Source organism: Streptomyces sp. VNUA24, assembly GCF_029167005.1.
GTDB lineage: Bacteria > Actinomycetota > Actinomycetes > Streptomycetales > Streptomycetaceae > Streptomyces > Streptomyces scabiei.
Genome location: NZ_CP119143.1, coordinates 3352304 through 3375197 on the forward strand (window position 1 = coordinate 3352304; position 22894 = coordinate 3375197).

The 22894-nt window shown below is 73.3% G+C and carries 16 protein-coding genes and 1 pseudogene; 9 read left to right on the top strand and 8 right to left on the bottom strand.

The annotated features are described in order from the left end of the window. The first annotated feature begins 150 nt into the window (after positions 1-150). Together PYR72_RS13960 and PYR72_RS13965 are read left to right on the top strand one after the other, a co-directional pair. A complete protein-coding gene (locus tag PYR72_RS13960) occupies positions 151-1266 on the top strand; it encodes an SPFH domain-containing protein (RefSeq protein WP_275455659.1) in 1116 nt (371 codons plus the stop codon). Further along, a complete protein-coding gene (locus PYR72_RS13965) occupies positions 1263-2159 on the top strand; it encodes a hypothetical protein (RefSeq protein WP_275455660.1) in 897 nt (298 codons plus the stop codon). The genes PYR72_RS13960 and PYR72_RS13965 overlap by 4 nt, the downstream gene beginning before the upstream one ends. Before the next feature lie 205 nt (positions 2160-2364). On the opposite strand, the gene uppS is transcribed toward PYR72_RS13965, so the two are convergent. From uppS to PYR72_RS13985, 4 genes are all read right to left on the bottom strand, one after another. Beyond that, on the bottom strand, positions 2365-4218 hold the full coding sequence (gene uppS, locus PYR72_RS13970; protein ID WP_275455661.1) for a polyprenyl diphosphate synthase: 1854 nt from the start codon (positions 4216-4218) through the stop codon (positions 2365-2367). A gap of 273 nt (positions 4219-4491) precedes the next feature. Next, positions 4492-7044, bottom strand: a complete 2553-nt coding sequence (locus PYR72_RS13975; RefSeq protein ID WP_275455662.1) for a polynucleotide kinase-phosphatase — start codon at positions 7042-7044, stop codon at positions 4492-4494. Further along, positions 7041-8531, bottom strand: coding sequence for a 3' terminal RNA ribose 2'-O-methyltransferase Hen1 (locus PYR72_RS13980; RefSeq protein WP_275455663.1), 1491 nt, complete (start codon positions 8529-8531; stop codon positions 7041-7043). The genes PYR72_RS13975 and PYR72_RS13980 overlap by 4 nt, the downstream gene beginning before the upstream one ends. 212 nt (positions 8532-8743) lie before the next feature. Beyond that, positions 8744-9667: an LLM class F420-dependent oxidoreductase gene (locus PYR72_RS13985; protein WP_275455664.1), complete on the bottom strand. Its 924-nt coding sequence runs from the start codon at positions 9665-9667 to the stop codon at positions 8744-8746. A gap of 238 nt (positions 9668-9905) precedes the next feature. Between PYR72_RS13985 and PYR72_RS13990 the strand changes: the two genes are divergently transcribed. Continuing rightward, positions 9906-10073, top strand: a complete 168-nt coding sequence (locus PYR72_RS13990) for a hypothetical protein (RefSeq protein WP_275455665.1) — start codon at positions 9906-9908, stop codon at positions 10071-10073. 181 nt (positions 10074-10254) lie between these two features. On the opposite strand, the gene PYR72_RS13995 is transcribed toward PYR72_RS13990, so the two are convergent. The 4 genes from PYR72_RS13995 to PYR72_RS14010 all read right to left on the bottom strand — a co-directional run bounded on the left by PYR72_RS13995 (position 10255) and on the right by PYR72_RS14010 (position 13717). Beyond that, a complete protein-coding gene (locus PYR72_RS13995; protein WP_037724058.1) occupies positions 10255-10734 on the bottom strand; it encodes a DUF6099 family protein in 480 nt (159 codons plus the stop codon). Between the two features lie 252 nt (positions 10735-10986). After that, complete coding sequence (locus PYR72_RS14000; protein WP_275455666.1) at positions 10987-11349, bottom strand: nucleotide pyrophosphohydrolase; 363 nt, start codon at positions 11347-11349, stop codon at positions 10987-10989. After that, entirely contained in the window at positions 11336-12511 is a 1176-nt protein-coding gene (locus PYR72_RS14005) for an ATP-binding protein (RefSeq protein WP_275455667.1), read from the bottom strand. Before PYR72_RS14005 ends, PYR72_RS14000 begins: the two co-directional genes overlap by 14 nt. Positions 12512-13327: 816 nt before the next feature. Further along, complete coding sequence (locus tag PYR72_RS14010) at positions 13328-13717, bottom strand: cell division protein SepF (protein ID WP_037701140.1); 390 nt, start codon at positions 13715-13717, stop codon at positions 13328-13330. 370 nt (positions 13718-14087) lie between these two features. Here PYR72_RS14010 and PYR72_RS14015 point away from each other — a divergent pair, with 370 nt between their 5' ends. The 6 genes and pseudogenes from PYR72_RS14015 (at position 14088) to PYR72_RS14040 (ending at position 22894) form a co-directional block, all read left to right on the top strand. Further along, a complete protein-coding gene (locus PYR72_RS14015) occupies positions 14088-18275 on the top strand; it encodes a molybdopterin-dependent oxidoreductase (RefSeq protein ID WP_275455668.1) in 4188 nt (1395 codons plus the stop codon). Between the two features lie 255 nt (positions 18276-18530). Beyond that, positions 18531-18917: a Tat pathway signal sequence domain protein gene (locus PYR72_RS14020; RefSeq protein ID WP_275455669.1), complete on the top strand. Its 387-nt coding sequence runs from the start codon at positions 18531-18533 to the stop codon at positions 18915-18917. Next, positions 18914-19530 (top strand): annotated as a pseudogene (locus PYR72_RS14025) (class F sortase). The gene PYR72_RS14020 and the pseudogene PYR72_RS14025 overlap by 4 nt, the downstream one beginning before the upstream one ends. 77 nt (positions 19531-19607) lie before the next feature. Continuing rightward, entirely contained in the window at positions 19608-20108 is a 501-nt protein-coding gene (locus PYR72_RS14030; protein ID WP_275455670.1) for an RNA polymerase sigma factor, read from the top strand. Beyond that, positions 20092-20598, top strand: coding sequence for a hypothetical protein (locus PYR72_RS14035; protein WP_275455671.1), 507 nt, complete (start codon positions 20092-20094; stop codon positions 20596-20598). The genes PYR72_RS14030 and PYR72_RS14035 overlap by 17 nt, the downstream gene beginning before the upstream one ends. A gap of 832 nt (positions 20599-21430) precedes the next feature. Beyond that, entirely contained in the window at positions 21431-22894 is a 1464-nt protein-coding gene (locus PYR72_RS14040; protein WP_275455672.1) for a sugar transferase, read from the top strand.

The following is a 22894-nucleotide window of genomic DNA, read 5'->3' on the forward strand; positions in this document are numbered from 1 at the left end:
TCATCCTGACCATTCGGGCGCGTGTTCACCCTCCGGTCGGCCGAATCGGAACCCTTCCATCTCGTCCCCTTGACGATAAGGGGCCACTCCATTATCGTCTGAGTGACACTAAGCGGTGTCGATCAGTCATCGTGGCGAGGGGGATCATCCATGGCCGACATCACCAGACGGCTCGGCTGGCGGCATCTGCGCGGCGCGCCCACCGCGCACATCCGTCACCACCGCTCCGGACGGCTCGTGCACGACGGCCCGGGGCTGAGCTTCTGGTACCGGTCGCTGAGCGCCGCGCTCTCCGAGATACCGGTGGACGACCGGGAGCTGGCGATGACCTTCCACGCCCGCACCTCCGACTTCCAGGACGTGGCGGTGCAGGCGACGGTGACGTACCGGGTGAGCGACCCGGCGACCGCCGCCGTCCGCCTGGACTTCTCCATCGACCCCGACACGGGCGTCTGGCGCGGCGCTCCCCTGGAACAGCTGTCCACCCTGCTGACGGAGACGGCCCAGCAGCACGCGCTGGACGTCCTGGCCCGTACGACACTGGCGTCGGCCCTCGTCGACGGTGTCGCGGCGGTTCGTGAGCGGGTGGCGAGCGGCCTGGCGGCCGAGCCCCGGCTGCCGGCCACCGGCATCGAGATCGTGGCCGTACGCGTGGTGGCGCTGCGGCCCGAGCCCGAGGTGGAGCGCGCCTTGCGCACGCCCGCGCGGGAGCAGATCCAGCAGGAGGCGGACCGGGCGACGTACGAGCGGCGGGCGGTGGCCGTCGAGCGGGAGCGGGCCATCGCGGAGAACGAGCTGGCCAGCCAGATCGAACTCGCCCGGCGCGAGGAGCAGTTGGTCGAGCAGCGAGGCACGAACGCCCGGCGGGAGGCGGAGGAGAGGGCCTCGGCCGACGCGGTGAAGGCGGGCGCGGAGGCGGCCCGGACGGTACGGCTGACCGAGGCGGAGGCCGAGCGGACGGTGAAGCTCGCGGAGGCGGAGGCGGCGCGGAGCGTGAAGCTGGCCGAGGCCGAGGCGGAGCGGCAGGTCCGGCTCTCCGAGGCGGAGGCACGGGCCGCGCGGACCGTGGGCGAGGCGCGGGCCGAGGCGCAGGCGGCCTGGCTGCGGGTGCACGCCGAGGTGGACGCGGCGACCCTGAACGCGCTCACCGCGACGCGGCTCGCGGAGAACCTGCCGCACATCGAGAGCGTGACGGTGTCGCCGGACGTGCTGACCGGACTGCTCTCCCGGCTCGGCGGGGCGGGCGGCGGCGGGGGCTCGGCGTGAGTCTCGCGCCACGGGTGGTGCTGGTCCATCGCACCACCGAGTACGAGGAGTTGGTGGCCCGGCACGGGACGCACGGGCAGGCCGCCTTCTTCCTGCGGTCCCGGGGGCGGGACATCGAGGACGTGGCCGAGCGGCACCGGCGCGAGCGCGGGGCGCTGGCGGAGGTCACGTCCTCGGTGCCGCTGACCTGGCGTCAGGCGCGGGTCGAGCGGGGGGATCTGGACCGGTTCCTGTTCGCCCCCGAGGACGTCGTGGTCGTCGTCGGGCAGGACGGGCTGGTGGCCAATGTCGCCAAGTACCTCGCGGGGCAGCCGGTGGTGGGGATCAACCCCGACCCGCGGCGCAATCCTGGGGTCCTGGTGCGTCACCGGCCCGATCAGGCGGGGAAGCTGCTGCTCTCCTCCCAGCACGGCGTGGGTTCGGACGAGTTGACCATGGTGGAGGCCGTCGCCGACGACACGCAGCGGCTGGTGGCGCTCAACGAGATCTACCTCGGCGCGGCGGGGCACCAGACCGCCCGGTACCGCCTGGGGTTCGACGGCGACAGGGGTGCCGTCGAACCCCAGGCCTCGTCCGGGGTGCTGGTGGGGACGGGGACCGGGGCGAGCGGGTGGATCCGGTCGGTGTGGCAGGAGCGGGCGAGCGAGCTGGCGCTGCCCGGGCCCGGCGAGGACCGGCTGCTGTGGTTCGTGCGCGAGGCGTGGCCCTCGCCGGCCACCGGGACGTCGCTGGTGGCGGGGCAGTTGGCGGCGGCCGCCCGGCTGTGCCTCACCGTCGAGTCGGACCGGCTCATCGTCTTCGGGGACGGGATGGAGGGGGACGCGCTGGAGCTGACGTGGGGGCAGACCGTGCGGGTGGGGGTGGCGGGGGTTCGGTTGCGGTTGGTGGGCTGAGGATTCGGGTGCGGGTGCGTGAGGGCTGGTCGCGCAGTTCCCCGCGCCCCTGAAAAGCGGGGGCTGCGCCCCGAGCTTTTCAGGCCCGCAGGGGCCTGGTGCTTTCAGGCCCGCAGGGGCCTGATGCTTTCAGGGGCGCGGGGAACTGCGCGAGAAGCCCCACCGGAGCCGCACCCGACAACGAATCGAGCCGCCCCGCACCCGGTTACTCAGCCTCCTCCACCGGTGCCGGCACCGACGCGGCGCCCTTGCGGCGCTTGCGGTGGGTGTAGGCGACCACGGCCTCCCACAGATCCCGGCGGTCCACCTCGGGCCAGGGCTCGTCGGTGAAGTGCAGTTCGGCGTAGTGGGCGTGCCAGGGCAGGAAGTTGGAGGTGCGGATCTCTCCGCTGGTGCGCCACAGGAGGTCCACGTCGGGCAGCGCGTGATGCGGCAGGTACGCGGCGAAGAGCTGCTCGGAGACCCGCGCGGGGTCGACCTCACCCGCCACCGCGGCGCGGGCCAACGCCGCCCCCGCGCGGGCGAGTTCGGCCCGGCCGCCGTAGTTGACGCAGACGTTGAAGGTGAGGCCCGTACGGTTGCGGGTGGCGTGCTCCTGGGCCCGCAGGACCTCCACCACGTCCTCCGGCAGGCCGTCGGGCGAACCCACCCAGCGCAGACGTACGTCGTGGTCGAGGAGTTCGCCGTCGAGGAGTTCGGCGCGCATGATCGCGAAGAGTTTGGAGACCTCGTCGGGCGACCGCTTCCAGTTCTCCGTGGAGAAGGCGTAGACCGTCAGATGGGCCAGGCCGATCTCCAGGGCACCCTGGACGACGTCCCGCAGGGCGACCGCTCCGGCGCGGTGGCCCTCGTCGCGGGGCAGTCCGAGCCCGGTCGCCCAGCGGCCGTTGCCGTCCATGACGATCGCCACGTGCCGCGGAAGATGAGCGTCGGCTATGGCCGGCGGACGGGCCCCGTCGCGGTGCGGGCGCGGCGGCAGGGGCGGTTCGGCGATCCGGGTGGTGAGCCGTTCGGAGCCGTCGGCCGGGGCGGGCGCCGGACCGTCCGGGGAACCGTCGGCGGATGTCGTCCCACCCGCGCGGGCCCCGGCCGCCGGCCTCGCCGGGGAGTCGCCGGGCGGCAGCGTCAGCCGCCACACCACGGAGGCCCGCGCCCGCGCCGGGCCGAGGATGCGCCATTCGATGTGCCGGGGAACACGGACCGGCCGGTGCAGGACCGCCGATCCGGCGCGGACGATCGCGTCCAGCTCCGCCCCGAACAGTTCGACGGCGCTGTCGAGCACGATGGCGGGGCCCAGCGGCAGCGTGTTCCGCAGCGCCCGGCGGGAGTTCTCCAGCCACTGGCGGGCCTGGCCCGCGAGATGCGCGACCAGCCGCCGGACGCCCGGGGTCCACTCGCGGGAGAGCAGCTCGGCCGGTGTGACCTGGAAACGGTCGAGCACCTCGGCGGGGAACCACACCTGCCCGGCGTCGAGGTCCTCGGGGAGGTCGCGGAGCATGTCGGTGAGGAACAGGCCGTCCACGAAGCGGGTGAAGCCCGGGAGGTCCCGCAGGCGCACGGGCACGGGCAGCCCGGACCGGACCAGCATCCGCATCAGCTGCTCGGGCCAGCTGACGTTCTGGGAGTGCGCCCGCTCCCGCCACTCCTGCCAGGTCGCGACGCCCTCGCGGCCCTCGTCCCGGCCGACCGCGTCCAGGGAGCCCAGCAGGTCGCCGAGGTCGAGCCCCCAGTGCCAGACCGCGTCGGTCAGCGCGTGCCGGACCGGGTCGTCGCTGGTGCCGCGGGCCAGGTCGGCCTCCAGCGCGGCCCGCCAGTCCTGCAGCCGCCGGGCGCGCTCGCTCGGGGTGCCCTCGGTGGAGTCGACCAGGTCGTCGGCGGCGGCGAGGGCCGCGTACAGGGCCCAGCAGGCGGGGCGTACGGCCGGGGGCATCAGCTGCATCAGGGCGTACTCGGTGGGCCGGGTCGAGCGGACCAGCCTGCGGCACTCCTCGTACGCGGCGTCGAGTGCCGATCGCTCTCGCCCGGGCCGTGACACGGACCGCGTGATGCTGCGACGCATGGGAAACCCCACATACCTTCGAATGGGACCGATGGGACCGACTCGGGTGGCAGCGATCGCGTGCGACTGGCCGCGATCACCCTCCCCCGAGCACTGCCGGAACCGCCGGAACCATTCGAACGCAGTGAACGGCCACGCCTGACTGCGACATTATCAGCCGCATTGTCGCCCCCCGGGCGTGGGTCGGTTCGTGCCGGACGGGGGTTCCGTCCGGCACGGACCGGGGCCCCGCCGAACTCGCGTCCGGGACCCGTGGGCCCCGGACGCGGACGGTCACAGACGGGGGTCGACCGGCTCCGACTCCAGGGCGAGTACCCCGAACACCGCCTCGTGCACCCGCCACAGCGGCTCCCCCTCGGCGAGCCGGTCCAGGGCCTCCAGGCCGAGGGCGTACTCGCGCAGGGCGAGCGAGCGCTTGTGGTTGAGGAACCGGCCGCGCAGCCGGGCGAGGTTCTCGGGGCGGGTGTACTCCGGTCCGTAGATGATCCGCAGATACTCCCGGCCCCGGCACTTGATGCCCGGCTGGACCAGCCTTCCCCGGCCGTCGCGCACCACGGCCTCGACCGGCTTGACGACCATGCCCTCGCCGCCGCGGCCGGTCATCTCCAGCCACCAGTCGATCCCGGCCCGCACCGAGCCTTCGTCGCCGGTGTCGACGAAGAGGCGCCGGGTGGTCTGCAGCAGACCGCTGACGTCGAACTCCACGAGCCGGTCGATGAGGGCCAGCTGTTCGTGGTGCGGCAGGGCGGCGAGGCTGCGGCCCTGGACGGCGAGGATCTGGAAGGGGGCGAGCCGCACGCCGTCGAGGCCCTCGGTGGGCCAGCAGTAACGGCGGTAGGCGTCGGTGAACGCGGCCGCGTCGGCGGCCCGCTCGCGCTGCTTGTCCAGCAGCTCCCCCACGTCCACGCCGCGGGCGGCCGCGCCCTCCAGGGCGGCCAGCGCGCCCGGGAAGACCGCGCCGGAGGCTGCCCCGACGGCCGCGTACTGGGTGCGCAGCAGCCCGGACGCCTTCAGCGACCAGGGCATCAGCTCGGCGTCCAGCAGCACCCAGTCGGTGGCCAGTTCCTCCCAGAGCCCGGCCTCTCTCATCGCTTCGCGCAACCGGCCGAGCACCAGCTCGGTGCGGGCCTCGTCGTCGAAGAACGGCCGGCCGGTGCGGGTGTAGAGGGAGCCCGTGGGTCCGGCCACACCGAAGCGCTCCCGGGCCGCGTCCGCGTCCCGGCAGACCAGGACGACGGCCCGCGAGCCCATGTGCTTCTCCTCGCACACGACCCGCGCGACCCCGTCCTCCTTGTACTGCGCGAACGCCTCCGCCGGGTGCTCCAGGTAGCCGTCGATGTGCGAGGTGGCCGTGGGAGCCATGGTGGGCGGCAGGTACGGCAGCAGACGCGGGTCGACCGCGAAGCGGCTCATGACCTCCAGGGCGGCGGCCGCGTTCTCCTCGCGGACCGACACCCGGCCCGCGTGCCGGGTCTCGACGACCCGGCGGCCGTGCACGTCCGCCAGGTCCAGCGGCCGGCCCTCGTGCCCGCCGGGCGCCTCGGTGGCCAGCGGCCTGGCCGGCTCGTACCAGACCTTCTCGGCGGGTACGTCGACGAGTTCGCGTTCCGGCCAGCGCAGCGCGGTGAGCTTGCCGCCGAAGACGGCGCCCGTGTCGAGGCAGATGGTGTTGTTCAGCCAGGTGGCGGTGGGCACCGGGGTGTGGCCGTAGACCACCGCGGCGCGGCCCCGGTAGTCCTCCGCCCACGGGTAGCGCACCGGCAGTCCGAACTCGTCGGTCTCGCCGGTGGTGTCGCCGTACAGCGCGTGGCTGCGCACCCGGCCGGAGGTCCGGCCGTGGTACTTCTCCGGCAGGCCGGCGTGGCAGACGACCAGTCGGCCGCCGTCGAGGACGTAGTGGCTGACGAGCCCGTCGATGAACTCCCGGACCTGCTGCTTGAACTCCTCGCTCTCGCCCTCCATCTGCTCGATGGTCTCGGCGAGGCCGTGGGTGTGCTGGACGTTGCGGCCCTTCAGGAAGCGGCCGTACTTGTTCTCGTGGTTGCCGGGGACGCACAGGGCGTCGCCCGAGCCGACCATGGACATCACCCGGCGCAGCACTCCCGGGCTGTCCGGGCCCCGGTCGACGAGGTCGCCGACGAAGACGGCCGTACGGCCCTCCGGGTGCACGCCGTCGACGTAGCCCAGCTTGCCGAGCAGCGCCTCCAGTTCGCTCGCGCAGCCGTGGATGTCGCCGACGATGTCGAACGGGCCGGTGAGGTGGGTGAGGTCGTTGAAGCGCTTCTCGGTGACGACGGTGGCGTGGTCGACGTCCTCGACCCCGCGCAGGACGTGCACCTTGCGGAAACCCTCGCGCTCCAGGTGCCGCAGGGAGCGGCGGAGTTCGCGGGTGTGGCGCTGGATGACGCGGCGCGGCATGTCGGCGCGGTCGGTGCGGGTCGCGTTGCGCTCGGCGCACACCTCCTCCGGCACGTCGAGCACGATGGCGATCGGCAGGACGTCGTGCCGGCGCGCCAGCTCGATCAGCTGCTTGCGGGACTCCTGCTGCACGCTGGTGGCGTCGACGACCGTGCGGCGGCCGGCCGCGAGGCGCTTGCCCGCGATGTAGTGCAGGACGTCGAAGGCGTCCTTGGTCGCGCTCTGGTCGTTCTCGTCGTCGGAGACGAGACCGCGGCAGAAGTCGGACGAGATGATCTCGGTCGGTTTGAAGTGCCGCCGGGCGAACGTCGACTTGCCCGAGCCGGACGCGCCGACCAGCACCACGAGGGAGAGGTCGGTGACGGGCAGGACGCGCCCCCGGGTGGTCCGCTGTGTGTCCTCGCTCATGCCGCCTTCGCCTCCTTCTCGTTGCTGTCGCTCGCGTCGCGCCGTGTGAACACGGCCATCTGGGTGGGCGGTCCCACCTCCGGGTCGTCGGGTCCCACGGGCACGAACGCGGCCTCGTAGCCGTAGCGTTCGGCCACCGCCGCCGCCCAGGTCCGGAACTCCTGCCGCGTCCACTCGAAGCGGTGGTCGCCGTGCCGGACGTGGCCGGCGGGCAGGCTCTCCCAGCGGACGTTGTACTCGACGTTCGGGGTGGTCACGAGGACGGTCCTCGGCCGGGCCGAACCGAAGACGGAGTACTCCAGGGCCGGCAGCCGGGGCAGGTCGAGGTGCTCGACGACCTCGCTGAGCACGGCGGCGTCGTACCCCTTGAGCCGCTTGTCGGTGTAGGCGAGGGAACTCTGGAAGAGCTGGACGCGGGCGGCCTGGCGCTCGCCCATGCGGTCGAGCTTCAGGCGGCGTGCGGCGACGGTGAGCGCGCGCATGGACACGTCCGTACCGACGATCTCGGTGTAGCGGACGTCCTTGAGGAGCGCCTGCACCAACTGGCCCTGGCCGCAGCCCAGGTCGAGGACGCGCGCCGCGCCGGCCTCCCGGAGCGCGGCGAGGATCGCGTCCCGCCGCTGCACCGCGAGGGGCGTCGGCTTCTCCTCGCCCTCGGGCTCGCCGTCCGCGCTCTCGGCGACGGCGTTGTCGATCGCCTCGACCTCGCTGTCGTCCGCCTCCGCGAGCCGTACGAGTTCCAGGCGCTCCATGGCCTGCCGGGTCAGCGACCAGCGGCGGGACAGATAACGGCTGGTGATCAGCTTGTGCTCCGGGTGGGCGGGGAGCCAGCCCTCGCCCGCGCGCAGCAGCTTGTCGACCTCGTCCGAGGAGACCCAGTAGTGCTTGGTGTCGTCGAGGACCGGCAGCAGGACGTACAGGTGGCGCAGCGCCTCGGCCAGCGTCAGCGACTCCGACTCCAGGACCAGACGTACGTAACGGGAGGCGCCCCACTCCGGGAACGCGGAGTCCAGCGCCACCGGTTCGGCGGTGACGGTCCAGCCGAGCGGTTCGAACAGGGCGACCACGAGGTCCGGGCCGCCGCGTGCGGGCAGCGCCGGTATCTCGACGCGCAACGGGCGTGTCTGCTCCGGGAGTTCGGGCCGGGCCTTGCACTGGCCGCGCACCGCACTGGAGAAGACGTCGTTCAGTGCGACGGCGAGGAGGGAGGAGGCCGCGTACGGGCGGTCGTTGACGTACTGCGCGAGGGCCGCGTCCGGCGCCCCGCCGCGGCCCTTGCCCTTGCCGCGCCGGACCAGCGCCACCGCGTCCACCTCCAGCAGCAGCGCGGCCGTGCACCGCTCGGCGTCCGCCTCGGGGTAGAGGACGTGGGCCTTGCCGTAGGAGGTGGAGAACGCCTGCGTCCGGTCGGGATGCTTGTGCAGCAGGAAGCCGAGATCGGTCGCGGGGCGTTCTGGGGTACCGGTGGTACTGATCGTCAGGAACACGGTGGGATGGCCTCGTGATGAGTTGTCCGGGGCGGCTGCCCCGGTCGAGGAAGGCGTCTGAACTGCGGATACCTGCGCATCGTCACGTTTCGGCGCGCGCCTTCCAACGTACAGGCCGGGTTCGGGCCGCACTCAGGCATTTTCCGCTCGCTCCCCCGCCTCCCCGGAGAGGGGCACGCCCGCTCCGGGGGGGGGGCGGGCCGGCGCTCGGGCTACGACACCTGGGAGAGCACCTGGCCGGAGATCAGCTCCAGGTGGTCCAGGTCGTCGAGGTCGAGGATCTGGAGGTAGAGGCGCTGGGAGCCGATGGCCCGATACCGGGCGATCTTGTCGACGACCTCGGCCGGGGAGCCGGCGAGGCCGTTGGCCTTCAGTTCGTCGACCTCGCGGCCGATCGCGGCGGCGCGGCGGGCGACCTCCGCGTCGTCCTTGCCCACGCAGACGACCAGGGCGTTGGAGTACACGAGGTCGTCGCCCTTGCGGCCGGCCTCCTCGGCGGCCGCGCGGACCCGGCCGAACTGGCGCTCACTGTCCTCGACCGAGCCGAACGGCATGTTGAACTCGTCGGCGTAGCGCGCGGCGAGGCGCGGGGTACGGCTCGCGCCGTGACCGCCGATCAGCACCGGCACCTTGGCCTGCACGGGCTTGGGCAGCGCGGGCGAGTCGGTCAGCTGGTAGTGGGTGCCCTCGTAGGAGAACGTCTTGCCGGTCTCCGTGGCCCACAGGCCGGTGACGATGGCCAGCTGCTCCTCCAGGCGGCCGAACTTCTCCTTGGGGAAGGGGATGCCGTACGCCTTGTGCTCCTCCTCGAACCAGCCCGCGCCCAGGCCGAGTTCGACGCGGCCGCCGGACATCTGGTCGATCTGCGCGACCTGGATGGCGAGCACGCCGGGCAGCCGGAAGGTACCGGCGGTCATCAGGGTGCCGAGACGGATGCGCTTGGTCTCGCGGGCGAGTCCGGCCAGCGTGACCCAGGCGTCGGTGGGGCCGGGCAGGCCGTCCGACGAGCCCATGCTGAGGTAGTGGTCGGAGCGGAAGAAGGCGTCGAAGCCCAGGTCCTCGGTGGCCCTGGCGACGGTGAGGAGGGTGTCGTAGGTGGCGCCCTGCTGGGGCTCGGTGAAGATGCGAAGATCCATACCTCCATCCTGCATGCCCGGGCCCCGGTCAACGGCACCGGTCCCGCCGGTGCCGTGGGGCCACGGTCGGGTGAAAATGCGCCGCTCCGGCACCTGGGGCGGGCGCGCTCCAGTGACCGGCGGGAACGGTGGTCGTTGCCCGTGAGGAGCCGGACCGCCCGGCACCCGTCGCCGGCGGCCGCTGCCGGGACGCACGCACACGTGCCCCCTCGGGGGCGAGGGCCGAGGAGGCCGTCACATGTCCCAGGAAGCCGTGCCGGAGCAGGCTGCCGCGCCTGCGCAGCCGAAGGGCCTGCTCCAGCAGATGGAGGAGCTGATGGCTGCCCTGAACGCGGACCTGTCCCAGCTCGACGCGGATCTCTCGGCGCCGCGGGGCGCTGCCGCGGAGGAGAGCGGCGCCGTCTGATCCCTCCCCGAGTCGTGTCGTCCCGCGCCCGGCCTCCTCTTCTGTGGCCGGGCGTTCGTCATGAGGGGCGTGGGTCGGCGTCGATGGGCCGGCGCGGGCGAGTGGGGGCTGGTCGCGCGGTTCCCCGCGCCCCTGGAAGAGCGGGGGCGTGTGCTCCGTGAGAAGCGGGCGGCGACCCGGTTCAGCCGCCGGTGGTGGCGTCCCGTTCCGACAGGACCTGGTCCCGCACCGCCAGGCGTCGCAGCATCTCCAGGACACGGTCCCGGGCCTCGTCCGCCGCGTCGATCGCCTCCATGCACTGCCAGTACGTCGCCTCGTCGCCGGCGCCGCTGGCCAGGCCGACGAGGGCGATGCCGACCTCGCCGAGGAGGACACCGAGCCGCACGAGCGAGTCGTGGGCGTCGCCCAACTCCGTGAGCTGGGCGGCGCGTAAGGCGCCCACCCCGAGCGGGGGTGCGCCGAGTATGCCGCAGCCGCTGCCGGCCAGCTCGGTCAACCCGAGTGCCTCGCCGCGCAGTTCGGGAGGTCCCGAGACCGCGAGCCGGCTGCCGATCGCCTGGGCGAGGGCATAGGACTGCCATGCCTCCGCCATGAGCTGCGGCCCCTCGGCGCTGCCCGCCAGTGCACGCCTGCTCGCCATGATGAGCCGCACCGCATCCATGCGCTGCCCCCGACTGTCGCGACGCGCTCGCGCACGTCCGCCTGAACTCCTGCCTGTTCATTACCCACAGTGAGGGTCACTGAGACGGAAAGCCAGAGGAAGTCTGAAATCTGTGGATAACAAGTCGGCTGTGGAGAACTTTTTGACTCCGGAGAGTGACAATGAAGGAGCGTGGGAGCCGTCCTGCGCGATCGGACGCGACCCGGGGCCCGTTCGGGCGCGACCCGACGCGACCGAACCGGTCGGGCTGCGTCAGGGCCGCCCCGGCACCGGGAACCGCCGTTCGTTGCGGTCGATCTTCGCGTCCAGGGCCGCCAGCGGATCGATGCCCAGCACCTCGCAGAGCTGGAGCAAGTAGGCGAGCACGTCCGCCACTTCGTCCGTGACACGGTGGGCGGCCCCGGGGTCCGCCATGATGTGCGCGGACTCCTCCGGCGTCAGCCACTGGAAGATCTCGACGAGTTCGGACGCCTCCACGCTCAGCGCGGAGGCCAGGTTCTTGGGCGTGTGGTACCGCCGCCAGTCGCGGGCGGCGGCGAACTCGGCGAGCCGTCGTTGCAGGGTCGCCACGTCGAGTTCTCGCGCGGGCTCCCGGGCGGGTTCAGGATCGTTCACGGTTCAGGTCTACCACCGTCACTCCCGTCAGCCCGGCGGCCCAGGAGGCGTCGCTCACCGCTCCGGCCAGCCGGATGTGGCCGCGTTCGCACATCCGCGCCGCCAGCCGCACCAGTTCCAGCGCCTGTCGCGGGTCGAGGGACCGGTCGAGGCCGTCGGCCAGGACCGTGAGCGTCTGCAGCGCCGCAGGCACCTCCGCGACCGGGTCGACCTCCAGGACACCGGGCCCGGTGAACAGCACGAGGGCGAGCGCCAGATACCTCAGTTCCCCGTCGCCGAGCAGGCCCAGGGCCGTCCGCACCCCGTCGCCCCGGTCCAGCACCGCCCGGACCGCGCCGTCGCGCAGCGGCTCGGCCAGCAGGTCGAGGACGGGGCCCGCGCAGCCGTCGCGTACGGCCCCGACGAGCAGCGCGTGCCGTCGGCCGCACTCGGTGCGCGTGCGCCACAGCACCTCGGCGAGGTTGTCGCAGCCGCGCAGCAGCCGGCCGGAGCCGAGCGGTACGGCCGCGCGCATCCGGCCGGGGCGCGGATCGCAGGCGTAGACGGAGCGCAGCGCGACAACCGTCTGCTCGGCGGCGGCGAGGACCCGGCGCTGGCCGTCCGTCTTCCCGGCGACCCGCAGCGGGAGCAGTGCGGTGCCGAGGCGGTCGTCGGGGAGCGGGCCGCGGGTGACCGGGGAGGTGCCGGCGGTGTGCCAGGATGCCTGGACGACGGGGCGGCCCGGGTCGACGAGAGCCGTCTGCAGCAGGGTGAGGCCGCCGGACGTCAACCGCTCGCCCACGATGCGGAGTTCGGGCTCGGCCTGCACGGCGATGTCGAGGTGTACGGGGCCTTCGGGGCCGTCGGTGGTGCAGCCGATGCGGAAGCCGCGGCGCCGCTGGGCGTCGGGGCGGGCCCGTTCGGGGACGCAGCCGCCCGGGTCGGGGAACGCCTCGTCCAGGTGGGCGCCGCCGCCGAGTCTCGCCAGCGCCTCGTAGGCCCGCAGCGCGGTGGTCTTGCCACTGCCGCTGCGGCCCGCGAGCAGGGTCAGGGGGCCCAGCGGCAGGAAGGCGCCCCGGTGTCCGGCGAAGGCGGAGAGCCGCAGCTCGATGACGCTCGGCCGCTCCGGACGTGCTCCGGCGTCCGCGCCGGGCGGCATCGACGACAGGGATGACACGGTCATATGCGGACCGTAGGGGCGGTGCGCCAGGCGAACCGTTCCACCGAGTGGATCTTCCTACGATCGAGGGAGCGCCCTCGACGGGCCGAGGGCGCCCCGCCCCGACGGGAGCGCCCCGCGGCATCCGGGAGCGGCCGGCCCCGCCCTCGGGCGCCCCGCCCCGCACCCGGAGGGGCAGGCGACACCGAGCGTCTCCGGCGGGCAGGGCAGGGACAAGGGACAGCGGAGGGGCGTGAGTGGCGCAGCCCGGCGGGGGGGCACAGGCAGAAGGGCGGGGCGACCTGTCGATCGAGTCGGCGGGGAGCGCCGGCCGGAGAAGGGCCGTCGGAGAGCGGCGGCAGCACGAAGACCGGCGTCACGTACCCCCCGGGCCGGGGGCGGGAGAGGTGAAGAACGAGGGGGAGCGGGGAGCGCCCGCAACGGGCTTCGATCGCCGGAGAGCGAGGGCCCCGGACCCTGTCGAGCGTGCTCTGCGGCGGGCTCCGCCGCACAGCCCCGGCACGTGTGTCACATGGGGCGCCCCAGCGCGGTGCGTCATCGGGCACTCCGGCGCGTGCGTCACCTCCTGCACCCTGGCGCGTGAGCGCATCAGGCACCCCGGGCGCCCGGCGCCGCACGCGCGCCTCGGCGCCGCGCCCGTCGTGGTCACCCCAGGACCCGGAGTCGCGCACCGGAGCGTCTCGGTACGTCCCGTGACGCGCCTTTCGCGACCCGCTCGCCCACGACAACAGGCCGGGCGGGCCACAGCCACAGCCACAGCCACAGCCATCGGACTCGACCGCCGCCGACTCCGGCACGCTCAAGCCCGACCGCCCCGCCTCAGACGCCCGGAACCCCGGCCCCCTCCATCAGCCCCCGCACCTCCGTGCCGCGCGGGGTGAGAAGGAACACGTTCCTGTCCACGCGGTGCATTCCGCTGGCGAGGCCGAAAACGACCCCCGTGCTGAAATCCAGTACACGCTTGGCGGTGTCGGTCTCCGCGCCGGAGAGGTCCAGCAGCACCGGAATGCCCGCCATCAGCGTCTCCGCCACGTCACGGGCGTCCGCGAACACGTTGACGCGCAGCACCACGAAGCGGCGGCGGGCCTCCGTCTCGGCTTCCGGTATGGTCCGGTGGCCGACCGCGGACGGCCAGGCGTCCCGGCCCCGCAACGGCACGACCTGGGCGAGCCCCTCCCACTGCTCGTCGGTGACATCGTGGCTGTTCACCCTGTTCACCGGCCTTCCCCCTGGCTCGCACTGAATGACTGCATCAGCCAATTCTTACGCATGGTCACCCGTTCGGCCCAACAACGACACGGACCGCGACCCCTGCTTCCGGGACAACGGCCGGAACCCGCCCTCACAGCCCCTTGCGCGGCCCTGTGTGGCGGGCGTAACGCCTCATGATCAGGTCATGTGACACAGGCGTAACGGGCAATTCGTACGATCGGGCCTGCCGGGCCGCGCCCCGGAGCTGAGCGGAAGCCGACCCTCCGCCGTACCTGAGAAGCAACCGGCCCGCCGTACCGGACAGCGACGGCGGGCCGGTCCGCACGACCGACCGGACACCCCGGACGCCGACAGAGAGGGGCCGCCCGTGGCCGCCGAGGGCCCGCAGGGCACCACGACCCAGGTGCGGACCGTGTGCTCGTACTGCGGCGTCGGCTGCGGCATGCTCCTGGACGTCGGCATGGGTCCCGACGGCCGGCGGACGGTTCTGAGGGCGACGGGCGACAAGGCGCACCCGGCGAACTTCGGCCGCCTGTGCACCAAGGGCGCCACCACGGCCGACATGCTGGCCGCGCCCGGCCGCCTCACCACCGCCCTCGTACGGGCGGACCGGGGCGACGAACCGGCCCCCGCGCCCGTCTCCGACGCGATCACCGAGACCGCGCGGCGGCTGCGCGCGATCATCGACGAGCACGGGCCCGACGCGTTCGCCTTCTACGTCTCCGGCCAGATGAGCCTCGAAGCCCAGTACCTGGCCAACAAGCTGGCCAAGGGCTTCATCCGCACCAACCAGATCGAGTCCAACTCCCGGCTGTGCATGGCGAGCGCGGGTACGGGTTACAAGCTGTCCCTGGGCGCCGACGGACCGCCCGGCTCGTACGAGGACCTCGACAGGGCGGACGTCTTCCTCGTCATCGGCTCGAACATGGCGGACTGCCATCCGATCCTGTTCCTGCGGATGATGGACCGGGTCAAGGCGGGCGCGAAGCTGATCGTCGTCGACCCGCGCCGCACGGCGACGGCCGAGAAGGCCGATCTCTTCCTGCGGATCCGTCCGGGAACCGATCTGGCCCTGCTCAACGGACTCCTCCACCTGCTGCACGCGAACGGGCACACCGACCCCGGCTTCATCGCCGCCCACACCGAGGGCTGGGAGGCGATGCCCGGCTTCCTGGCCGACTACGCCCCGGACGCCGTCGCCGAGATCACCGGCATCCCGGCGGAGGACATCCGCGAGGCGGCCCGGCTCATCGGCGAGGCCGCCGAGTGGACGAGCTGCTGGACCATGGGGCTCAACCAGTCCACGCACGGCACCTGGAACACCAACGCGCTCGTCAACCTGCATCTGGCGACCGGCGCGATCTGCCGGCCGGGCAGCGGCCCCTTCTCGCTCACCGGGCAGCCGAACGCCATGGGCGGGCGCGAGATGGGCTACATGGGCCCGGGGCTGCCGGGGCAGCGGTCCGTACTGGTGGACGAGGAGCGGGCGTTCGTCGAGGAGCTGTGGGGCCTGGCTCCCGACAGCCTGCGCGCCGACGGGGTCGGCAAGGGCACGGTCGAGATGTTCCGGAAGATGGCCGACGGGGAGATCAGGGCCTGCTGGATCATCTGCACCAACCCGGTCGCCTCGGTCGCCAACCGCAGGACCGTGATCGAGGGCCTGGAGGCCGCCGAGTTCGTCGTCACGCAGGACGTCTTCGCCGACACCGAGACCAACGCGTACGCCGACGTCGTCCTGCCCGGTGCCCTGTGGACGGAGTCCGAGGGCGTCCTCGTCAACAGCGAACGCACCCTCACGCTCGCCGCCCCGGCCGCCGACCCACCGGGCGAGGCGATGGCCGACTGGCGCATCATCGCGGCCGTCGCGCGGGAGATGGGGTTCGAGAAGGGGTTCTCGTACGACACCGCCGAGCAGGTCTTCGAGGAGATCAAGCAGGCGTGGAACCCGAAGACCGGGTGGGATCTGCGGGGTGTGAGCTACGAGCGGCTGCGGTCGGGGTCCGTGCAGTGGCCCGCGGCGGCGGAGGACGGACCGGCACGCAATCCGATCCGGTACGCCGGGGCCGGGGCGGACGGCGCACTCCTCTTCCCTACCGCCAGTGGACGGGCCGTGTTCCACGCCCGGCCGCATCTGCCGGCCGCCGAGATGCCGGACGACGACTATCCGTTCGTGCTCAACACCGGGCGGCTGCAGCACCAGTGGCACACCCTGACGAAGACGGGCCGGGTCGCCAAGCTCAACAAGCTGAATCCCGGGCCGTTCGTGGAGGTGCATCCCAGGGACGCGGACGAACTGGGCCTGCGCGACGGGGACAGTGTCGAGGTCGCCTCGCGGCGGGGGCGTGCCGTGCTCCCGGCGGTGGTGTCGGACCGCGTGATGCCCGGCTGCGTGTTCGCGCCGTTCCACTGGAACGACCTGTTCGGGGAGTACCTGAGCATCAACGCCGTGACGAGCGACGCGGTGGATCCGCTGTCGTTCCAGCCGGAGTTGAAGGTGTGCGCGGTGTCGCTGGCGAGGGTGGCGGCGCCGGTGCGCACTCCGGCGGCGCCCGCCGCCGCGCCGACGGGCGCCGGTGTACCGGCGACGGTGACCGTGCCGACCGCGGTGACCGTGCCGACCGCGGTCACCCCCGGTGCCGACGTCTTCGGTCTCGACCCCTCACCGCCGCCCGTGCTCTCCGCCCAGGAGCGCCGGTACCTCACCGGCTTCCTCGCCGGGCTCGGCTCCGGGGTGCAGGGGGTGCCCGTCCTGCCGGCGGACGCGCCGTTCAGCCCCGAGCACGCGCTGTGGGTGAACGGGGTGCTCGCCGGGATGTACTCGCGGACGGCGGCCCCGGCCCCCGCACCCGTCGCCGGTACCGCCACCGCCGGGCGGGAGGTCGTGGTGCTGTGGGCCTCGCAGACCGGCACGGCCGAGGAGTTCGCGGTGGCGGCCGCCGAGCATCTGGGAGCGGCGGGCCACCGGGCCACGCTGGTCGGGATGGACGAGGCGGAACCGGAGCGACTGCCGCTCGGGGCCGACCTGTTGCTGATCACCAGCACCTTCGGCGACGGTGACGCGCCCGACAACGGCTCCGGGTTCTGGGACGCGCTCTCCCACCGGGAGGCCCCCCGCCTGGACGGGGTGCGCTACGCCGTACTGGCCTTCGGCGACTCCTCCTACGACGACTTCTGCGGGCACGGGCGCCGCCTCGACGCCCGGCTCGACGAGCTGGGCGCGGTGCGGCTGGCCCCGCGCACGGACTGCGAGCCGGACTACGAACCGTCGGCGGACGCCTGGCTGGGCCAGGTCATCACCGCCTTGGCCACGGAGACGGACGCGGGCACGGCCGGCACCCGGGACGCGGGCAGGGCCGGGACAGGGACGGCGTCACCGGGGGCCGCCACCGCCGCCGTTCCCGCCGCCCCCGCACTCGTGCCCGCGCCCGTCCGGCCCGCGAAGCCCGCGCCCGCCACCGCCCGGCTGGTCGGCAACCGGCTGCTCAGCCTGCCCGGGGCGGGCAAGGAGGTGCGCCGCTTCACCTTCGACACCAGCGGGACCGGCCTGTCGTACGAGGCGGGCGACGCGCTCGGGGTGCGGCCGGTCAACTCGGCCGGTCTGGTGGCGGAATGGCTGGCGGTGACGGGCCTGGACGGCTCGGCTCCGGTGGAGGTCGCCGGGGTGGGCGCGGTGCCCTTCGCCGAGGCCCTGCACCGGCATCTCGACATCACCCGGATCACCCCGGACCTGCTCCGCTTCGTCTCCGAACGGACGCGGGACAACCGGGAGCTGAAGAAGCTGACGCGTCCGGACAACAAGGACGGGCTGGCCCAGTGGTCCTGGGGCCGGCAGGCCGTGGACGTGGTGGCCGAGTTCGCCGTGCGGGCCTCCGGCGAGGAGTGGGCGGGTGTCTTCAAACGGCTTCAGCCCCGGCTGTACTCGATCTCGTCGAGCCCGCTCGTCGATCCGCACCACATCTCGCTGACGGTGTCGGTCGTGCGGTACGAGAACCTGCGCGGGCTCCCGCGCGGCGGGGTCTGCTCGCCCTTCCTCGCGGACGGCGGGACGGACCTGGAGGTGCCGGTCTTCGTGCAGCGCTCGCCGCACTTCCGGCCGCCCGCCGACCCGGCGACCCCCATGATCATGGTCGGTCCGGGCACCGGCGTCGCCCCCTTCATCGGCTTCCTCCAGGAACGGCGGGCCCTCGGACACCGGGCGCCCAACTGGCTGTTCTTCGGGGAGCAGCACCGGGCGACGGACTTCTACTACCGGGAGGAGCTGGCGGACCTCCGGGAGTCCGGTGTGCTCGGCCGGCTGGACACCGCATTCTCCCGTGACCAGCGGGCCAAGGTCTATGTCCAGGACCGTATGCGCGAGCACGGGCCCGAGCTGTGGCACTGGCTCCAGGACGGCGCCCGCTTCTACGTCTGCGGCGACGCGTCCCGCATGGCGAAGGACGTGGACCGGGCCCTGCGGGACGTCGCGGTCGCCCACGGCGGGATGACCGAGGACGAGGCCGCCGCGTACGTGAAGCAGCTCGCGACGGAGAAGCGGTACGTCCGCGACGTGTACTGAGCCCGCGCTCCCTCCTCTTTTCTCCACCCCCTGAAGGTCCCCCACCCTCTGAAGGTCCTCCACCCTCTGAAGGTCCTCCACCCCCTGACGGCTTTGCCATTTCTTTACAACGTGCTCCCCCGCTGTCTCGTCTCTCCGCTCGACATCTGACGCCGCCGCGTGCCGGTGACCCGGCCGGGCGGCACACGAGGCCGTCGCCCCCGCCGGACACGGCGGCCGGTGCGGCCCGCCCAGCCCGACGAGAGAGAGCGACCCATGCGCCGAACCGTCCTCAGTGCCACGGCACTCGTGTTCACCGCCGTACTGGCGACCGCACCGTCCGCGTTCGCCGACGACACGAGCCCGACCACCGGCCCGCGCGAGGCATCCACCGCACCGAGCGCGGCACCGAGCGCGGTCCCCTCCGCCCCGGCCGAGGAGCCCGCGACCCGACCCACCAAGGTCCCGGACCGCCGGGACGCGAGCCCGGCGCCGAGCCAGGTCTCCGTCGTTCCCAGCGGCGCGCCCGACACGGGGGCGGTGACCGGCTCGGAGGGATCCGGCAGCACGGGCGTGCTGGCCGGTACGGGCGCCACCGCCCTGCTCGTCGGCGGCGGCGCGGCCGTCGTGCTGCTGCGCCGTCGGCGGGCGAACGGGGCGTGACCTTGTTCTCCAGGCGCGCCTTCGCCGCCGCGGCGGCGGCCTCGCTGCTCGTGGGCTGCGACGATGGGCGGACCGACCGCACCACGACCGCGCCCCCTCGGGCGACCCGGCCCCGTCAGCCCCGGCCTCGCCGTCCGGCGCCGTACGGCCCCTCGGCCGTTCGGTCCCGGTCCGGCTGCTGATCCCAAGCATCGGGGTGGACACCCCTCTGCTCCGGCTGGGGCTGGCCCCGGACGGCACGGTGGAGGTGCCGCCGATCACGGCGCACGACCGGGCGGGCTGGTACGAGCACTCACCGACGCCGGGACAGACCGGCCCGTCGGTGATCCTGGGCCATGTCACGGTCGGCCGTCACGGCGACGGGGTGTTCCGCCGGCTCGCGTCGCTGCGGCGGGGCGAGCGGATCGAGGCGCGCCTGGAGAACGGCACGGCGGCTCGGTTCGCCGTGGACGCCGTGACGACGGTCGCCAAGTCCGCCTTCCCGACGGACGAGGTGTACGGGAACGTGGCCCGTCCCGCCCTGCGTCTGGTCACCTGCGGGGGCCCGCGCACGGGGAACGAGTACCGCGACAACGTGATCGTCTTCGCCACGCTGAGCCCCCCGGCCCGGTGACCCCCGGCCCGCACCCGGAGCCCGCGGCCGGCCCGTCCCCGCTGCCGCTCGCCGCACCACCACGACCATGGAGAGCGTTGAAACGGTCCCGTGAGAAGGCCGCGTCCGAACTGTTCGCCGCCCTCTATCCGCGCCTCGCCGGCTGGTGCCGTCGGCTCGTCGACGACGACGGGACGGCCCACGAGATCGCGTCGGAGGCGTTCACCCGGCTCTGGGCCCGCTGGACGTCCGTGGCGGAGCCGCACGGTTTCCTCTACGTCACCGCGGCCAACCTGGTGCGGGACCACTGGCGCAGGACGGAACGCGAGCGCAGGGCGATGCGCCGGGCCACCGCCGAGGCCGCGGTGCGTCCGCTGCCGGACCACGCCGAGTCGTCCGACCCCTCGGTGCGGCTGCTGGTGCAGTCGCTGCCCGAACGGCTGCGCGTGCCGATCCTGTTGCACTACTACGCTGACATGCCGATCCGGGAGGTGTCCGTGCTGACCGGACGCAAGGAGGGAACGGTCAAGGCCGACCTCCACGCGGCCCGCGAACTGCTCCGCGCCCATCTGAGGAGAAGCCTTGACCACACGCCCTGACGAGGGCCCGGGGTCCGAGCCCGACGACGACCCGCTCACGGTCGTCCTGCGTCCCCCCGCCGTCCATCTCGGGCCGCCCCCCGGCCAGTTCGAGACCGTGCGCCGCGCGGCCGCCCGGCGCCGGCTGGTGCGGGCCGCGGCCGGTGCGGCCGCCGCCTGCGCGGCCGTCGCGCTCGTCGTCCTGCCGGTGCGCCTCGCCGGGAGCGACGCCCCCCGCTCCCCCTCGGTCCCCCTGGCCCCGCCCCCCGCGACCGGCAGCCCCTCCCCCGCCCCGTCGGACTCCGGTGCCTCCGGCACGCCTCCTCCCGGCGAGCAGCGCCCGACCCCGGCCCCCTCGACCCGGCCGGACAGGACCGTCACCAAGACCACCGTGCCGTCGGCGAGCCCTTCCGAGGCCGCCGAACGGGCGGAGCGGCCCGCCGCGTCGTCGCCGACCCCGGCCCGCCCCTCCGAAGCCCCGGCCCGGCGCGCGACGCCCGGCACGGGCTGAGAGCCGACGCCGCCGGCACGCTCCGGCGAAGCGGTGCGCCTGTCGAACAGAGTGGCGCCCGGGACGATCACGGCGGTCGTCCGGTCCGGCCGCGCGCGGTGCGCGGCCGGGCCGGACGCGGGGCGGGTGCCGTCGGGGCACCGTCACGATCAAGTCGCGGGCCTCGCGGGGCTGATCGATCACGCCGTTCCGGCAAGGCGGACGGACGGCTCGGCCGCCTGTCCTGACCAGCGGAAAGGAGAGCCGGAACCGGGCGTCGCGGAATCCGGGTCCGGGGGCCGGGTGGGGCTTGTCAAACACCCGGTGGCGTAAAGGCATCCATAGGCGGCCACCCTTGGTCGTTTCAGCCCCAAAGCTTGAACACAAATTACACACATCCCCTCTTCAAGACTGGCCCCGATGGTCTAGATTGACCGTGCTTCAGCTGTTCGAGCACGAGGCGACCGTTAATGATCAATAGGTCCGGCCCTGGGGAAAGCCTGTTTTCGCGACCCCGTCGCCGGGTGTTGGGGTGATCATTCCCGGAGCCCGGGAGGGGGCCTTGGGTGCGGGGAGCACCCGGGATTTCGAGAGTTCTCGCGCGCCTCGAAAGCCCATGGGCCGTATGCGTCCACCGCCGCCGCGGTGAGTGGACCGAGCCGTACCGGCACGGCCGGATGTCCTGTGCGGGAGGCGGGGGCCTCCCGGAAGAACGAAGCGCGAACGCGGGGGCGGGGGCCTCCCGAGGGGAGGGACGGTACGGGGGGCGGGGGCCTCCCGGGGCGAGGAAACAGTGTGCGGCGAACACGTCGAACCACTGGGAACCTTGGGGGGTTCTGTGCGGCAAGGGGAATTGGTCAGCCCGTTTCCGTCGGCGCGGGGGCGTCTGGCGAGCGGGGCCATCAGCGGGACCACGATCGAGTGGGAGCAGCGCTACCGCCGTACCGTGATCATGAGCGACACCGTGGCCACGGCCACCGTGGTGGCGGCGATCGGCAATTTCTTCGGGGCCCGGGACGCGGCCAACTGGCACGAGAAGTGGGGAATTCTTGCATTCGGCACCGAACTGCTGGTGCTGGGTGCGCTCGCGGTGAGCCGGGCATGGGCTCCCGCCGTACTCGGCCAGGGTGCCGAGGAATTCCGCCGGCTCGGACGCTCCCTGTTCACGGCGACCGTCGTGCTCGCGCTCGGCGGAATCGCTCTCACCTCGCGCAACATCAAACTCTGGATCTTCGTCGCCATTCCCGCGATCGCGCTGGTCACCATGACCGTGCGCTATCTGCTGCGCCTCTCCCTGCACAGACAGCGCAAAGAGGGGAGGTGTCTGAGACCCGTGCTCGCCGCCGGGAGCCCGGACACCGTGCGCGATCTGATCGCCCGGACACGCAAGTTCCCGCACCTGGGCTGGCGGGTGGACGCGGTGTGCACCACGGACGGCCTCGGCTTCGGCGGTGAGTTCCTGGACGGCGTGCCGGTGGTCGGCGGTCTGGCGGACGTCGCCGGCCATGTCCGCCGCGACGGCTACCGCGTCGTCGCCGTCACCCCGGACCCGCACTGGTCACCGCACCGGCTGCAGCGGCTGGCCTGGAACCTGGAGGGCAGCGACGCCGAGATGGTCGTGGCCCCGGTGCTGATGGAGGTGGCCGGCCCCCGGCTGCACGTCGACGCGGTGCTCGGGATCCCGCTGCTGCGGGTCAGCATGCCGACCTTCACCGGGGGCCGCCGGGCGGTCAAGGAAGTCGTCGACCGCATAGGCGCAACGATTCTGCTGATGCTGTTCGCGCCGCTGATGGCCCTCGTGGCGCTGCTCGTGCTGATGGACAGCCGGGGCGGGGCGTTCTACCGCCAGCGCCGGGTCGGCAAGGACGGCCGCGAGTTCACCATCCTCAAGTTCCGCACCATGGTCACCGGCGCGCACAAGGCACGCGACGCACTGGCCGACCGCAACGAGGGCGCCGGGCCGCTGTTCAAGCTCCGCCGGGATCCGCGGGTGACCCGGGTGGGGGCGGTGCTGCGCCGCTACTCGCTCGACGAACTCCCCCAGCTCCTCAACGTACTCACCGGATCGATGTCGCTCGTCGGTCCGCGCCCGCCGCTGCCGGAGGAGTCCGCCGCGTACGGCCCGGACATCCGGCGGCGCCTGCTGGTCAAGCCCGGCCTCACCGGTCTGTGGCAGATCAGCGGACGCAGCGACCTGTCGTGGGAGGAGGCGGTGCGCCTGGACCTGCGGTACGTGGAGGACTGGTCGCTCGCCCTCGACAGCGTGATCCTCTGGAAGACGCTGCGCGCGGTGATCCACGGCCAGGGGGCCTACTGA

Excerpts from the sequence above, each read along its gene's own strand:
- PYR72_RS13960 (WP_275455659.1), top strand. The coding sequence starts at position 151 with ATGGCCGACATCACCAGACGGCTCGGCTGGCGGCATCTGCGCGGCGCG.
- uppS (WP_275455661.1), bottom strand. The coding sequence starts at position 4,218 with ATGCGTCGCAGCATCACGCGGTCCGTGTCACGGCCCGGGCGAGAGCGA.
- PYR72_RS13975 (WP_275455662.1), bottom strand. The coding sequence starts at position 7,044 with ATGAGCGAGGACACACAGCGGACCACCCGGGGGCGCGTCCTGCCCGTC.
- PYR72_RS13985 (WP_275455664.1), bottom strand. The coding sequence starts at position 9,667 with ATGGATCTTCGCATCTTCACCGAGCCCCAGCAGGGCGCCACCTACGAC.
- PYR72_RS13990 (WP_275455665.1), top strand. The coding sequence starts at position 9,906 with ATGTCCCAGGAAGCCGTGCCGGAGCAGGCTGCCGCGCCTGCGCAGCCG.
- PYR72_RS13995 (WP_037724058.1), bottom strand. The coding sequence starts at position 10,734 with ATGGATGCGGTGCGGCTCATCATGGCGAGCAGGCGTGCACTGGCGGGC.
- PYR72_RS14005 (WP_275455667.1), bottom strand. The coding sequence starts at position 12,511 with ATGACCGTGTCATCCCTGTCGTCGATGCCGCCCGGCGCGGACGCCGGA.
- PYR72_RS14020 (WP_275455669.1), top strand. The coding sequence starts at position 18,531 with ATGCGCCGAACCGTCCTCAGTGCCACGGCACTCGTGTTCACCGCCGTA.